This is a genomic window from Amycolatopsis silviterrae (genome assembly GCF_042684085.1).
GTDB classification, from domain to species: Bacteria; Actinomycetota; Actinomycetes; order Mycobacteriales; family Pseudonocardiaceae; genus Amycolatopsis; species Amycolatopsis silviterrae.
The window spans coordinates 278,385-292,120 of sequence record NZ_JBHUKS010000012.1 but is presented as its reverse complement, the minus strand read 5'-3'; the positions used below and the strand labels follow the sequence as shown (position 1 = coordinate 292,120).

The 13,736-nt window shown below is 70.4% G+C and carries 12 protein-coding genes; 4 read left to right on the top strand and 8 right to left on the bottom strand.

Features of this window, described 5'->3' with window-relative positions; translation table 11 throughout:
* Positions 1-331: 331 nt before the first annotated feature.
* From ACFSVL_RS18835 to ACFSVL_RS18820, 4 genes are all read right to left on the bottom strand, one after another.
* Positions 332-928, bottom strand: a complete 597-nt coding sequence (locus tag ACFSVL_RS18835) for a DUF6461 domain-containing protein (protein ID WP_378305836.1) — start codon at positions 926-928, stop codon at positions 332-334.
* Between the two features lie 99 nt (positions 929-1,027).
* Entirely contained in the window at positions 1,028-3,052 is a 2,025-nt protein-coding gene (locus ACFSVL_RS18830; protein ID WP_378305834.1) for a hypothetical protein, read from the bottom strand.
* Positions 3,053-3,089: 37 nt separating this feature from the next.
* The gene (locus tag ACFSVL_RS18825) at positions 3,090-4,331 is read right to left on the bottom strand and encodes an ATP-grasp domain-containing protein (protein WP_378305832.1); all 1,242 of its coding nucleotides are present in this window, start codon (positions 4,329-4,331) and stop codon (positions 3,090-3,092) included.
* A gap of 154 nt (positions 4,332-4,485) precedes the next feature.
* Positions 4,486-5,244: a nucleotidyltransferase domain-containing protein gene (locus tag ACFSVL_RS18820; RefSeq protein WP_378305830.1), complete on the bottom strand. Its 759-nt coding sequence runs from the start codon at positions 5,242-5,244 to the stop codon at positions 4,486-4,488.
* A 73-nt stretch (positions 5,245-5,317) separates the two neighbouring features.
* Between ACFSVL_RS18820 and ACFSVL_RS18815 the strand changes: the two genes are divergently transcribed.
* Positions 5,318-6,688 carry a hypothetical protein gene (locus tag ACFSVL_RS18815; protein WP_378305828.1) on the top strand — a complete coding sequence of 457 codons (1,371 nt, stop codon included), beginning with the start codon at positions 5,318-5,320 and terminating at the stop codon, positions 6,686-6,688.
* Between the two features lie 12 nt (positions 6,689-6,700).
* Here the strand turns inward: ACFSVL_RS18815 and ACFSVL_RS18810 are convergent, their stop codons facing one another.
* Both ACFSVL_RS18810 and ACFSVL_RS18805 read right to left on the bottom strand, forming a co-directional pair.
* Complete coding sequence (locus tag ACFSVL_RS18810) at positions 6,701-7,003, bottom strand: ribosomal protein L7/L12 (protein ID WP_378305827.1); 303 nt, start codon at positions 7,001-7,003, stop codon at positions 6,701-6,703.
* Between the two features lie 291 nt (positions 7,004-7,294).
* Positions 7,295-7,483, bottom strand: coding sequence for a hypothetical protein (locus ACFSVL_RS18805; protein WP_182888851.1), 189 nt, complete (start codon positions 7,481-7,483; stop codon positions 7,295-7,297).
* A 73-nt stretch (positions 7,484-7,556) separates the two neighbouring features.
* On the opposite strand from ACFSVL_RS18805, the gene ACFSVL_RS18800 reads away from it, so the two are divergent.
* The 3 genes from ACFSVL_RS18800 to ACFSVL_RS18790 all read left to right on the top strand — a co-directional run bounded on the left by ACFSVL_RS18800 (position 7,557) and on the right by ACFSVL_RS18790 (position 11,912).
* Positions 7,557-8,459 (top strand): NAD-dependent protein deacetylase, encoded by a 903-nt coding sequence (locus ACFSVL_RS18800; RefSeq protein ID WP_378305825.1) that lies wholly within the window; start codon positions 7,557-7,559, stop codon positions 8,457-8,459.
* A 132-nt stretch (positions 8,460-8,591) separates the two neighbouring features.
* The gene (locus ACFSVL_RS18795) at positions 8,592-9,437 is read left to right on the top strand and encodes an LLM class flavin-dependent oxidoreductase (protein ID WP_378305823.1); all 846 of its coding nucleotides are present in this window, start codon (positions 8,592-8,594) and stop codon (positions 9,435-9,437) included.
* A gap of 72 nt (positions 9,438-9,509) precedes the next feature.
* Complete coding sequence (locus tag ACFSVL_RS18790; RefSeq protein WP_378305821.1) at positions 9,510-11,912, top strand: glycoside hydrolase family 2 protein; 2,403 nt, start codon at positions 9,510-9,512, stop codon at positions 11,910-11,912.
* 41 nt (positions 11,913-11,953) lie between these two features.
* On the opposite strand, the gene ACFSVL_RS18785 is transcribed toward ACFSVL_RS18790, so the two are convergent.
* On the bottom strand, positions 11,954-13,144 hold the full coding sequence (locus ACFSVL_RS18785) for a cytochrome P450 (protein WP_378305819.1): 1,191 nt from the start codon (positions 13,142-13,144) through the stop codon (positions 11,954-11,956).
* 16 nt (positions 13,145-13,160) lie between these two features.
* Positions 13,161-13,661, bottom strand: coding sequence for a PadR family transcriptional regulator (locus tag ACFSVL_RS18780; RefSeq protein ID WP_378305817.1), 501 nt, complete (start codon positions 13,659-13,661; stop codon positions 13,161-13,163).
* Between the last annotated feature and the right edge of the window lie 75 nt (positions 13,662-13,736).

Genomic DNA, 13,736 nt, shown 5'->3' with positions numbered 1-13,736 from the left:
CGACACCGGTCCCACAGGCACGACACGACCACCCTCGCCGCTCCCTCACCGACACCGGTCCCACAGACCCAGCCAGACCACACCGGTCGTCTTCGGCCGTGCTCGGCCATCCCGGTCGTCCCCTGCCGCCCTCAGCCGCCCTCGGTCGTCTTCGGTCGTCTTCGGTCGTCTTCGGTCGGCCTCGGTCATCCGGTCATCCCGGCCGACCTCCGTCGCCCCGGCGATCACCGGCCAACGCGGCCACGATCCATCACCGCCGCCAAATCCCCTCCCTCGGCAAACTCCCCTCCGCGCGCCCCATCCACCCCGCCAGGCAGCCAGCACGCGCCACCTAAGTCCGAATGTCCCCCACCAGCAACAGTTGCTCAAGCAGCTTCGGCGTGAACGTCACACCCGTCATCGAGGCCGCCATCGCGAACGCCGCCGCGACCGGGCGAGCCGGCCGTTCGTCCCGCTCCGGGTCGAATCCGACCGCGCGCATCAACGACGTCAGCCGCTCCGGCTCGGTGCCGTACCGCTGACTCGGCATTCGCGGGGTGAAGCCCGCGACGACCGTGCCGTCCACCGCGTGGACGAAGTGCGCCTCGGCGTAATCGTGCCGGTTGATCGCCACCACCTCGGTCGATTTCGAGAGCCCGCCGACGACTTCCGGCAAGTTCCCCTGCCATCCCCACGGCTCGACCGCCACGCTCCACCCGCCGGACTGCACCACCCCGACATACCCGCCGCCGTTCCCGCCTTGGGTCCGCTCAACGTAGTCCGCGACCAGGCCGTTCATCTCGCCGAACGTCATCCGCTCCCCGTCGCCGCCGCCGAAGCGGCGCACCACCTCGGGCGGAGCGAGCCCGCGCACGAACGAAACACAGAAGATGTCGTTCAGCGGCCCGTAGCTCTCCAGCCATTCCCACTCGGTCAGCGAATCCGTCACCATGCCTCCTCGATCGGCTATCGCCATCGTGGCAGGCAGCACCGACAAAAACGGGACCGGCGACCCGGAAAGTCCACTGTGGACAGTGCGAAACGGCGGTCAACCCTGAGGAGGCTCCGCCTGCAACGTCCCGGCGGGCAGCCGGTCCGCTCCCCAGCTCCGTTCGAGATATCCGATGATCCGCGCGACATCCTCGGCGGGCACCTTCTCCGGTTCCCCGTGCTCCCTCGGGTCGACGTGGAAGATGTAGAGCCGGGACGCGAACTGGTCGAACGGCAGCGAAGCCTCGCCGAACCGTTCGCCGTTGCCCGCGGTGGAGACCACGACGCCGTCGCCCCAGTCCTGCCCGCTGTCGTTGTTCGGGTTGTAGAAGTACACCCGCATGACGTCCTCGGGGTCCGGGGCCGTGCGCAGGATCGTGATCGCGTGCCAGCCGACGTAGCGCGCCGCGCTGTCGGTGACCGCGATCCCGGCGGGCTGCGGGTGGATCAGCGGCTGGTCGCCGTTGTAGGACGGGTGATAGCTCGCGTGGAACTGCCGCAGGAAATCGTCGGGGTCGACCAGCTTGCCGGTCGCGACGTCGACGTTGATCCGGAATCCCCGGGACGCCCACCAGCCGTGGAACTCCGGGTTGACCCAGCGGTGCGGATCGCCGGGCCGGTCGGCGCAGCGGCGGCCCATCTCCGCGTAGATCCGGTCCAGGTGCGGCACCACGAGCGACGACACCGGGTCCAGGTCGGCGGGCAGCCCGGCCGAGAGCCCGGCGCCGGCTTCCTTCGACGACACCGGCTGTCCCTCGAAGTGCATGACGACCTCGTCGTCGCGGGCCGCCCACACGACGACCTGCAGCAGGTAGTCCGGGTCGTTGTAGGCCCACATCGACAACGCGCGCGCCGACTGGCACGTCGGGTTGTCGCCCTGCCCGACGCCGAGCGGCTGGCCCAGCATCGACAGCACGCCCGCGAGCAGCCGCGCCTCGGGCCCCGGCTGGTCGCCGAACACGAGCGTCAGCCGTTCCCGGGCGGCGGCGGACAGTTCCAGCGCCAGCTGCCGCCACAGCGCGGGCACCACCGGCGGTTCGTAGAGGATGCCGCGGTCGAGCAGCAGCGCGAGCCCGTAGACGCACTGCGCGGTCTGCGGATGCACGGCTTCCTCGATCAGCCGGTGGACCAGGTCGTGGTAGCGCATGAGACAGTTCCGGCCCACATCGGACAGGCCGAGCGCTTCGCCGAGCAGGTAGTCGCTTTCGTGCGCCAGGTAGCGCAGGAGTTCGGCGTGGTACGGCGACACCAGGCCGGTGTCGTGCATGGCCCTGGCGAACCCGGTCGCCTCGTACTGCAGGCTCGCCGCGTCCATCGCCTCGAGCCGGGCGCGGAAGACGTCGACGCCCGGGTCCTCCCGGCACGCCTCGGTGGTCCCGAACAGGCTGGTGATGAGCCGGTCGAGGCCCTGCACCGACGAACCGCCGAGGTCGACGTCCGGGTCGCCGCGGTAGATCGAGATCCGGGTGATCAGCGATTTCACCTGGTCGACCTGGATCGGGCGCTGGCGCAGGATCCGCCAGATCTCCTCGACCACCTTGTCCAGGATGCTGTCGTAGCCGATCTGGTCGGCGAGATACCGCAGCAGGTCCCGGATCAGCTGCGCGGTCCGGCCCTGCCGGGTCCGCTCGGCCTCGCTGGGCGGGGTGAACAGCAGTTCCAGGTTCGCCCCGAGCACCTGCGACAGGAACACGCGGGCGTCCTCGGCGGGCAGCGTCGGATGCTCGTAGTCGCCGCACGCGACCGCGAGCATCCGCAGCTCGCTGGTCGCCTCGATCACCACGGTGTCGGAGTTCTCGCTGTGCAGGCCGGGGCCGACCAGGGCGGGGATGAGGATCTCCGGCGTGTCCCAGTCGGTGTCCTGGAAGACCCCCGCCTCCTCCAGCGCCTGGGCCCTGGCCCGGACTGCCGCCGCGCCGTCCGGCTGGACCAGCACCCGGCGCAGCGCCTCCAGCACCCGCCGCAGCTTCGTGTGCTTGCCGAAGTCGCGGGTCGCGGCCATCGCCGCGACCGCGTCGTCGAGCGAGGCCACCCGCTTGGCCAGCGTCGCAGTCGTGCCGGTGACGTCGGCGTTCGGCTTCAAAAGCGTCCTTCGGTCGGCGTGGCGGACTCGTCCGTGCTCAGACGTAGAAGTCCAGTGCTTCCTGTTCCTTCAGCAGGTCGCGCATCCGGTAGGGGTCGTCCCCGAAGAAGTACAGCAGACCCCAGTGCGTGCCGAACGCGGTCCTCTTGGTCACCGTCTCTTCCAGCGGCGCGGTCAGGTCGTGCGACTCGTAGTAGTCGTCGTCCTCGGTCTGCTGCGGGATCTGCAGCTCGCTGACCACGCGGCGGCGCGGGTACACGCCGAAGCAACCGGCCACTCCCGTCGCGTCGGCGACCTCCTGCGGGAAGAACGCGTCGATCTCCTCCTCGGTCGTCTTCGGGTCGAAGGACAGCACCAGCGCCTGGTAGGCGTTGAACCCGTAGGCCCGTTCGAGCAGTTCGAAGACCTTGAACCCCGGCGGGCGGTAGGCGACCTCGCCGAAGTACATCTCGCCGTCGCTGGTGACGAAGTACTCCGGGTGCACGAAGCCGAACTCGATGTCGAAGGTCTTGACGAGCTTCTCGATCTGGGCGGTGATCTGCGGCCGGTACCTCTCCAGCTCCGGCGTCGCCGGGACGAACACCGAGTACCCGAGCGTGACGTACTCCGAGATGTTCAGGAACTTGACCTTGCCGCCGTGGACCCACGCCTCGACGGCGAACTCCCATCCGTCCAGATGCGACTCCATCAGGACCGGGAACTCCTCCTCCGGGATGGAGTCGATCTCGTCCGGGGTGCGGATGACCCGGTGCCCGAGGCAGCCCGCCTTGTCGAACGCCTTGAGGTGGATGGGGTCGTTCGGATCGCCGTCGAGCTTGAGCAGCGTCTGGTTGACCCGCTTGAGGAACCGGACGACGTCGTCGCGGGCGTGCGCCTCCTCGAAGATCCCCACCCGGATGCCGCCGAGCTGCGCGCGCCGCTTCATCAGCGCTTTGTCCCGCAGCAGCATGGCCTGCCCGAACAGGCGCGGATTGTCCAGCAGCACGGAGTTGATCGCCCCGGCCCACTCGACGGTCTCCTCGAACAGCGGGATGGCGACGTCGACGCCTTCGTCGTGCAGGATCTCCGCGATCTCCATCGAACGGTCGTTGAGCCGCTCGAAGTTCCAGGACAGGTACGGGATGTCGTGCTCGGCGCAGTACTTCTCCGCCCAGTCCGGCGCGACCACGACGTAGCGCCGGTCGAACCGGTCGAGCGCCTCGACCGCGTTGAGCGACCAGCCGAGCAGCGCTACGTATCCCTTGTCCGGGTCCTTCGCGGTCGGCTCGGACTCCTGCATAAAGCGTTCCTCCGTTCAGCACGCGCGACTCGCCACGGCGTGGCGGCCGCAGCCGTGCCGAGGGGAGATACCCGAAAACGGCGAAATGAAACGGATCCGTGCCGCCCGGCGAGGTTTGGCGCACGGAAACCGTTGCGCCATCGGGGATTCCGGACTACTCGGCGCCGACCTCCTGACCGATCAGCGCGCACGCCGTGGCGAACGCCCCCGCCAGATCGTGCCCCATGCCCGCCACCACGTCGTCCAGCCCGCGCAACCCCGCCCGTTCCAGCAGGGTTTTCTCGTTCGTCACCCACTCCCCGCGCGCGGCCAGCACCGCGTGCCCGGCCTGCATCGCCGCCACCCCGGTCGAAGCCGCCGCCTCCGTCACCCGCCCGTGCTGCACGTACGCCGACTTCGCGTACTGCAACGTCTGCGCCGACGAAGCGCGCCAGAACTTGGGTGCGTTCTCCCGCAACAGCTCCGGGTACTCCGGACGCGGCAGCTCCCCGCGCAGGACCCGGTTGAACGCCAGCTCCGCCACCACCAGATAGCTCGGGATCCCGGCCAGGTGGAACGCCAGCGGCTCCCAATGGAACCGGCCCTTCTCCGCCTCGGCGAGTTCGTGCTCGACCACGTCCAGGTCGCGGTAGTGCACGTCGACGCTCCGTCCCTCGACGGTCAGCCACGCGCCGCCGTTGAACACCCCGCCGCCCCATTCGCCCAGGCCGGACACTTCGCCGGGCAGGTTGAGCGCGCGCAGGTCGTCCGGGTCGAACGCGCCGCGGTAGTACACCGCGTAGTCCCAGTCGCTGTCCGGGCGGTGGGTTCCGCGCGCTCGCGAGCCGCCCAGCGCGACCGCCTCCGCTTCGGGCAAACCGGACAGCAGATCGGCCACGTGCTCGGCGAACGTTTCCTCGTCGTTTTCCCGCATCCCCCGAACATGCCATGAATCTCTGCGAAGATCGCTAGGATTTTTCGGTCGTCCGCCTGACCTGGGGGTCTGCATGCACCGTTTCCGCACTGCCGCGATCGCCGCCGTCGCTGTCACCGCGCTCGGCGCGGCGCCCGCGATCGCCGCGCAACCCTTCTCCAGCACCATCTTCGCCGCTACGCACAACAGCTACTCCGGCAACGTCGACGGCGCGAAGGGATCCATCTCCCACCAGCTCGACCAAGGCGTCCGGTTCATCGAATTCGACGTCCACGACAACGGCTACGCCACCCGCCGCGACTACGGCATCGGCCACAGCGCCCCGGGCGACCTCGTCGACCACGCGGGCAATCCGGCGTCCGACCGCCTCCGCGACTGGCTCGCCGTCGTGAACACCTGGTCCGCCGCGCACCCGGACGCCGCGCCGATCGTCGTGATGCTCGACCTGAAGGACGACCTCACCGACAACGAGTCGTTCGCCGCCGGGAACCTGGGCGCGGTCAACGCCGAGCTGGGCGCGGCGTTCGGGCCCCGGCTGCTCTCCCCCGCCGCGTACCGCACCGGCGCGACCACGGATTCCTTGCGCGGCAAGGTGCTCCCGCTGCTGTCCGGCGACGGCGGCACGCGCGCCGCGTACCGCCGGGACGTCGGATACCACCCGGCGGTCGCGGTCAACAGCCGCGGCCAGGTCGTCGAGGTGCACGATTCCGGCGGCGGCGCGCTCTGGTACTGGACCGGGCAGCTCGGCGCCGACGGCCGGGTCGCCTGGCAGCGCCACGGCCGCTACGACAGCGGCCAGACCCCGGCGATCGCGCTCGACGACTCCGGCCGGATCGTCGAGGTGCACCAGTCGCAGACCGCCGCCACGCTCTGGTACCACACCGGACAGCTCGGCGTGGACGGCGAAATCACCTGGTCGGCGAGCCGTCAGTACGACAACGGGGTGCTGCCGACGGTCGCGTTCACCGGCACCGGCGTCCGCGAAATCCACCGCAGCCAGGCACACGACCAGAACTGGCAGTGGCGCGGCACGCTCTCCGGCGACACCGTGACCTGGACCGGCAACGCGAAAACGTCCGATCCTCGCTACGACAAGGCAAACGCGGGCCGGATCAGCGTGACCACCGGCGCCGACGGCTCCACGCCCGCGCAAACCCTGCGCTACTCCACCGATCGCGTCACCGGCGGCCGCGTGCAGTACCAGCAGGTCGCGTTCGACGAATACCAGCAGGGCGACCCGGCGGAACTGCAGGACGGGCTGTTCTACGGAGCGCCGGCGAAGGAATCCGCGTTCCTGGTCGCCGCGCGCAAGAGCGGCCACGCGGTGCGCGGCTGGGACTTCGACAACTCCGGCCTCGCCACCGATCCGCTGGTCAACTACCCGGCCACCAACCACCCGTACGACGACTGGTACCGCCAGGTCACCAAGGACGCCGCGCACTAGCCCCGGCGGCGGCTACCGGATGCCCTGGCCCATCCGGTCCACCGCGTCCTTGGCCTCCGCCAAGCTGGCCCCGGTGACCTCCCGGTAGCGTTTGATCGCGGCGATCTTCTTGTCCTGGCGCAGCAACGGTTCCAGCTCCGCGACGAGATCGCCCGCCGGCTCCTGGACGCCGAGGTGGTCGAGCACGAGATCCAGCTTCCGCTCCAGCCGGGTCAGCCTGCGCTCGATCGACCGGGCGCCCGAACCCCAGCCCGCGCTCATCGCGATCCCCACGACCAGCAGCGCGACGATCAGCCACAGCATTTCGATGTTCACGCGCGCAGCGTACGTGTCCGTGCTTTCGAGGAAGATCAACGGGGCGAACCGACTGCGGGTGATCTTTTCTGTGTGGTGCCCGGGATTCACCTCGGCCAGAGCTACGGGCAGATTTCGCCGGTCCTGACGAAGCAAGCCGCGGAACGAGCCACGAGTTCCACTTCGCCGGACTGCCCGCCAAAGAGAAGAGGCCCGCACTTTCCACCCCGACGGGAAAGTGCGGGCCCTCGCCCACCGGCTGGAGGGTCGGTGTTCCTCCCAAGAACACCGGCCCCTCCGGCCCGCAGGCGCTCAGGCGGTCCGCTGCCTGAGCCGAGCCGCCCCGACGGCTACGACCGGCATCGACGCTTCCCGCAGCGCCGCCCGTTCGACCGGCCGCCGGACCGCCCCGCTCGGAGTCCGGACGCAATATCGCTCCACGGATTCCATCAGCACGGCGGCGACCATCACGACCACGGGCGTAGCCAGCGCGAACCACATGGTGCCTTTGGTACCCAGCCGGACGGCAGTCCAATCGCCCGATCCCCGACCGGGTGGCGATTAGACTGGCGGCGTGCGCACGCGACCGACGCTGACCTGGGCCGGACCTGGCGAACCTTTGCCCCGCTCGGGCACGGTCGCCGACGTGGCCGAGGTCGTCTCCGCGCGGCGGGTGCTCGTGCTGAGCGGCGCGGGCCTCTCCACCGAATCCGGCATTCCCGACTACCGCGGCAAGACCGGCAGTCTCCGCAGGCATACGCCCATGACGTACGGCGAATTCGTCGCCAGCGAGGCGGGCCGCCAGCGGTACTGGGCGCGCAGCCACCTCGGCTGGCGCACCATCGCGCGGGCCGCGCCGAACGACGGGCACCGGGCCGTCTCCGCGCTGCGGGCAGGCGGCTGGCTTTCCGGCGTCATCACGCAGAACGTCGACGGCCTGCACCGCGCGGCCGGCACCCCCGGCGTGGTCGAACTGCACGGCAATCTCGACCGCGTCGTCTGTCTCGGCTGCCGCCGCACCACCGCCCGCGAAGATCTCGACGCCCGGCTTCGCGCGGCCAATCCGGAGTTCGGCGGCACGGCGACGCGGATCAACCCGGACGGCGACGTCGAGCTGGCCGAGGACGTCGTCCGCACCTTTCGCACGGTGCCCTGCACAAGCTGCGGCGGCGTGCTGAAACCCGATGTGGTGTTCTTCGGCGAGAACGTACCGCGCGCCCGCGTCGAACGCTGCTATCGGCTGGTCGACGAGGCGTCCGCGGTGCTGGTGCTGGGTTCTTCGCTCACAGTCATGTCCGGGTTGCGGTTCGTCCGGCGCGCCGCGAAATCCGGAAAGCCCGTCGTGATCGTCAACCGCGGCCAGACGCGCGGCGACGAGCACGCGTCCGTCCGCGCCGACCTGCCGCTCGGCCCCGCGCTCACCGAACTGCTGGCCGTGCTGGAAACCTCGTTGCCCGACGCGGCGGCGGCCCGATAGGCTGGCGGCACTCCGACGGAACGGTCCCTGGAAGCACGCCGCAGAGCGGACCGGCCAGCCTGAAGATCCCCAGGTCCAGGAGCGGGCGGCAACCCACGTTGTTGTCGACCCGTTTTACCGGAGGTTCTCCCGATGTCCATCGGCATTGGCCTGCCCATCAGCAACCCCGCCGCCCTGCTCGAATGGGCGCGGCGCGCGGACGCCGGCCCGTTCAGCACGCTCGGGCTGCTCGACCGGCTCGTCTACCACAATCCCGAACCGCTCACCGCGCTCGCCGTGCTGGCCGGCGCGACCACCCGCGTCCGGCTGCAGACCGAGGTCCTGCTCGCTCCCCTGCGCGAGACCGCGCTGCTCGCCAAACAGGCCGCCACGCTCGACGCGATGAGCGGCGGCCGGTTCGTGCTCGGCCTCGGCGTCGGCGGCCGCGAGGACGACCACCACGCCGCAGGCACCCCGCTGCGCGACCGCGGCCGCCGCTTCGACCAGCAGCTCGCCGACCTGCGCTCGTTGTGGTCCGGCAAGCCGCACAGCGCCGAAGCGGGTCCGATCGGCCCGGCCCCGGCCCGCGAAGGCGGCCCGGAAATCCTGATCGGCGCGTTCAAACCCAAGGCGCTGGCCCGCGTCGCCCGCTGGGGCGACGGGCTGCTCGCCGCCGCCCCGCCGTCGTGGGCGGGCGGTCTGTTCGACACCGTGCGCCACGACTGGCAGGAGCACGGCCGAGAGGGCGAGCCGCGGCTCGTCGCGCAGGTCAACGTCGCACTCGGCCCGGATTCCCTGGTGGACGAAGCGAAAGCGGCCATGGGCGCGTACTACGAATTCACCGGAATGGCGGAGCAGATGGTGAGCGGAATGCTCACCACGGCCGACGACATCCGGGCGGCGCTCCGCGCGTACCGCGATCTCGGCGCGGACGAGGTGATGCTGTACTGCTACGGCGGCGATCCCGGCCAGGTCGACCGCCTCGCCGACCTCGTCTGAACAGCTGACCTCGCCTGAACAGCGCCGGACGTAAGCTCGCGCCATGCGGGCACCTCAGCGAACCGCCCGGGGATGACGGGCGGGCCTTCCGCGCGAGTCCCCTGGCTCGCCGCGCACCCCCGGCGAGGATTCCTGCTGGGGGCCGGTGCGGTGCTCGCCGGTTCGGGCGCGCTCGCGGCCGCGCTTTCCCGTCCCGCGCCCCCGGCGGCGCGGGACGGGTTCGGCGCGGACTGGCTTTTCGGTCCGTACACGGCGGGCAGCACCGAACCGGACTTCGACGACAGCGGGATGACGCTCGTTTCGGTGCCGCACTGCGTCGTCCCGCTGTCCTGGCAGGACTGGGATCCCTCGGACTGGCAGCACGTCTGGGTGTACCGGCAGCATTTCCTCGCCGCCGGGCAGCTGCGCCGCAACCGGGCGTTCCTGCAGTTCGACGGCGTGCTCAGCGCCGCGACCGTGTACCTCAACGGCCGCCTCGTCTCCGCGCGCAGCGGCGGTTACCTGCCGCTGCGCTGCGAGGTCACCGGTCTGCTGACGCCGAAGGACAACGTGCTCGCGGTAGTCGTCGACGGCCGCTGGCAGCAGAACACCCCGCCGGACCTGCCGGAATTCCCGAATCCCACGGCGATCGACTTCTACCAGCCGGCCGGGCTGTACCGTGAAGTCCGGCTCACCGGCGTGCCGCAGACCTATCTGTCCGATGTGTACGCCCAGCAGGTCGCCGTACTGACGCCGAACCGCCAATTGCTGCTGCACTGCACGGTGGACTCGGCGAAGGCGGTGAAGGGCCCGGTCCGGCTCACCGCCGCGCTCAGCCAGGACGGCGCCGAGATCGCGTCGTCCTACACCGACCTCACCGGGCTGCCCAAGGGAACCACCGAGGTCTCTGTTTCGTTGCAAGATTTGGCGGCGGTGAAACTGTGGGAGCTGGACGATCCGGCGTTGTGCGACGTCCTCGTCACGCTCTCGGTCGACGGCCGGAAAGTGCACACTTATCCGGTGCGCACCGGGCTGCGCGACGCACAGTTCACTGTGGACGGTTTCCGGCTGAACGGGAAGCCGCTCAAGCTGTTCGGGCTCAACCGGCATCAGTGGTACCCGTTCGTCGGCGGCGCGATGCCGGAGCGGGTGCAGCGCCGTGACGCACAGTTGCTGAAAGACGAGCTGAACTGCACGATGGTGCGCTGTTCGCATTACCCGCAAGCCACCGCGTTTCTCGACGCCTGCGACGAACTCGGCATCCTGGTGTGGGAAGAACTGCCCGGCTGGGACCACGTCGGCGACACCGCGTGGCAGGAGCTGGCGGTGCGCGACGTGCACGACATGATCGTGCGCGACCGCAACCATCCGTCGATCATCGTGTGGGGCACCCGGGTGAACGAAACGCTCGGCCAGTACGCGCTGTACGGACGGACCGACCAGCTCGCCGCGGAACTCGACCCGACGCGGCCGTGCACCGGCGCCGTCGCGGGCGAACGCGGCTACGTTTCGCCGCTGTACCCGGTGAAAGCGGGCGGCGGAGTGTTCTCGTTCAACGACTACAGCCGCCCGCGTCCGCCGGGTTCGCCTCCCCCGCTGCGCCCGCCGCGGCGCGGAGTTCCTTACCTGGTCAGCGAAGCGATCGGCACCCTGGTCGGCTCGCCGTACTTCCGGCGGACGGATTCGCCCGCGGTGCAACGGGAACAGGGCATGCTGCACGCCTGGGTGCACGACCGCGCCGCGTCGGATCCGCGCTACTGCGGGCTGATCGGCTGGTGCGGTTTCGACTATCCGTCCGGCTGGTACCACAATTACCGCGGCGTGAAATACCCCGGCGTGCTGGATTTCTTCCGCATCCCCAAACTGGGCGCGGGCTTCTACCGCGCCCAGCGCGATCCGTCGCGCGGCGCGGTGATCGAACCCGCTTTCTACTGGGACTTCGGCCCGGGCTCGCCGCCGGGCGGACCGGGCCGCGACGCGATCGTCTGGTCGAACTGCGAGGTGCTGGTGGTGACCGTCGCGGGCAAGCGCCCGATCACCGTGCGGCCCGATCGCGCGCGGTTCCCGCACCTGGCGTACCCGCCGTTCGCGCTCGATTTGCGGGTGGACGGCCGGTCGCGCCCCGAACTGGCCATCGAAGGCCGGGTCGGCGGGCAAACCGTGCTGCGCAGGCGATTCAGCGCGGATCCGGCGTACGACACGATCGCGGTGACCGCCGACGACAGCCAGATCGCCGCCGACGGTTCGGACACCACGCGGGTCGCGCTGCGCTCGCTCGACCGGTACGGCGCTCCGCGTCCGCGCGGCCGCGGGGTGCTGGCCGTCGCGGTGAACGGCCCTGGCGTGCTGATCGGCGACCCCTACCTGGATTTCGGCGCGCTCGGCGGCGCGGCCGCGGTGTGGATCCGGTCGATGCGCGGCACTCCCGGCACGATCACCGTGAGCGCCACCCATCCGTTCGTCAACACCGGGACCGCCACCATCGTGTCCTCGTGAGTGGCGATCCCGGTTAGAACCGGGATCGCCACTCACGACCCTCACCACACCACCGGCACCTGCGAAACCCCGCCGGTCAACCGGTTCGCCCGCACCTCCAGCTCGTCGGCGGGCACCGCCAGCCGAAGGTTGGGGAAGCGGCGGAACAACGTCGTGAACACCACGCGCAGTTCCGTGCGCGCCAGGCTGGCCCCGATGCAGAAGTACCCGCCGTAGCCGAAAGCGATGTGGGAGTTGGGTTTCCGGTCCGGGTCGAACTCGTCCGCCTCCGCGAACACCGACGGGTCGCGATTGGCCGAGGCGGTCGAGATCATCACCGCGTCGCCGCGCGGGATGCGGACTCCGCCGATCTCCACGTCCTCGTGCGCGTACCGGAGCAGCCCGAGCCCGCCCGGCGCGGACATCCGCAGGATCTCCTCGACGGTGGCGTGCACGCGCGCTTCGGGATCGGCGGCCAGCGCGTCGCGGCGGGCGAGGTCGGTGAGCAGGAACAGCACGCCGAGGTCGATCCGGTTCGACGTGGTCTCGTGGCCGGCGAACAGCAATCCGGCGGCGAGCCGGCCGAGGTCGTCGTCGGTGAACGCCGGGTCGTCGGCCTGCGCCGCGACCAGGTCCGACACCACGTCCTGGCCCGGGTTCGCGCGTTTCGCGTCCGCGAGGCCGGACATGTAGGCGGTGAACTCGGTCATCGCGACCTCGGCGTCGCCGCCGCTGTCGAGCACGCCGATCCGGTCGGACAGGTCGCGGAACTTCTCTCGGTCGCCGTACGGGACGCCGAGGAGTTCGCAGATCACCAGCACCGGCAAGGGAAACGACAGATGCTCGTGCAGGTTCGCCGGCGAGCCCGCGGCTTCCATCCCGTCGAGGCACCGGTCGGCGAGTTCCTGGATCCGGCCGCCGAGCCTGCGCATCCGGTTCGCCGAGAACGCCGGGACCAGCAAGCGGCGCAGCCGGGCGTGCTCCTCCTGCTCGGTCTCGAAATCGCCCTGCGGGCCGTTCAGCACCGCGGCGTCGGAGACCGCCGAGGCTTCCTCGGGATGCGGGTGCGACCGGCCGAACCGGTTGTCGGCGAACACTTCCCGCGCTTGTTCGTAGGCGGTGACGAGCCAGGCGGGGTCGCCTGCCGGGGTCGTCACCGGGACGATCGGGCCTTCGCGGCGCAGCACCTGGTACAGCGGCGCGATGTCCAGCACGTTCGGCCGGGCGAACGGCAGCTGGGCGGTGGTCGGCATCGGGGTCCTCCTCGGGTCAGCCCGCCCGCGTGCGCAACGACGCGAGCCAGTCCTGTTCGTTCTCGGCGCGGCGCTGGACCTCGGCCAGCACGAGGCGGCTCCACGGGTCGGTCTGCCCCGCGCCGAGCTTCGCCAGCCGGTCCCGCTGCGCCGAGACGGCCGCCTGGCGCGCGTCCAGCACGCGCAGCCGTTCCTCCGGGGCGAGCCTGCCGAACCCGGCCAGCCGCGCCAGGAACTCGGCCGGATCCCCGGCCAGCTCCGGCGGCAGATCGGCGAGCAGATCGTGCAGCAGCTCCCGCCCGACGTCGGTGATCGTGTAGACATGCCGCGGCGGACGCCCCTCCTGCGGCTCGGCGGTCCGGGTGACCGCGCCCGCCTCCGCGAACCTCCGCAACGCCGGGTACAGCGAATTGTTCGACAGCGCCCGCCCGCTGGATTCCTCGACCTGCTTGCGCAGCTCGTATCCGTGCCACGGCCGCTCGGCGAGCTTCGCGAGCAGGAGCACGTCGATCCACATATAGGTCACCGTAACCTAGGGTCCGGTTACCCGGCAACGTCCGAACGGCGGAGGGCGGGAGAAGATCTCCGTTTT

What these genes read in the sequence shown, in the direction of transcription:
- ACFSVL_RS18825 (WP_378305832.1), bottom strand. Translation starts at nt 4,331, where the DNA reads ATGCAGGAGTCCGAGCCGACCGCGAAGGACCCGGACAAGGGATACGTA.
- ACFSVL_RS18820 (WP_378305830.1), bottom strand. Translation starts at nt 5,244, where the DNA reads ATGCGGGAAAACGACGAGGAAACGTTCGCCGAGCACGTGGCCGATCTG.
- ACFSVL_RS18815 (WP_378305828.1), top strand. Translation starts at nt 5,318, where the DNA reads ATGCACCGTTTCCGCACTGCCGCGATCGCCGCCGTCGCTGTCACCGCG.
- ACFSVL_RS18805 (WP_182888851.1), bottom strand. Translation starts at nt 7,483, where the DNA reads ATGTGGTTCGCGCTGGCTACGCCCGTGGTCGTGATGGTCGCCGCCGTG.
- ACFSVL_RS18795 (WP_378305823.1), top strand. Translation starts at nt 8,592, where the DNA reads ATGTCCATCGGCATTGGCCTGCCCATCAGCAACCCCGCCGCCCTGCTC.
- ACFSVL_RS18790 (WP_378305821.1), top strand. Translation starts at nt 9,510, where the DNA reads ATGACGGGCGGGCCTTCCGCGCGAGTCCCCTGGCTCGCCGCGCACCCC.
- ACFSVL_RS18785 (WP_378305819.1), bottom strand. Translation starts at nt 13,144, where the DNA reads ATGCCGACCACCGCCCAGCTGCCGTTCGCCCGGCCGAACGTGCTGGAC.
- ACFSVL_RS18780 (WP_378305817.1), bottom strand. Translation starts at nt 13,661, where the DNA reads ATGTGGATCGACGTGCTCCTGCTCGCGAAGCTCGCCGAGCGGCCGTGG.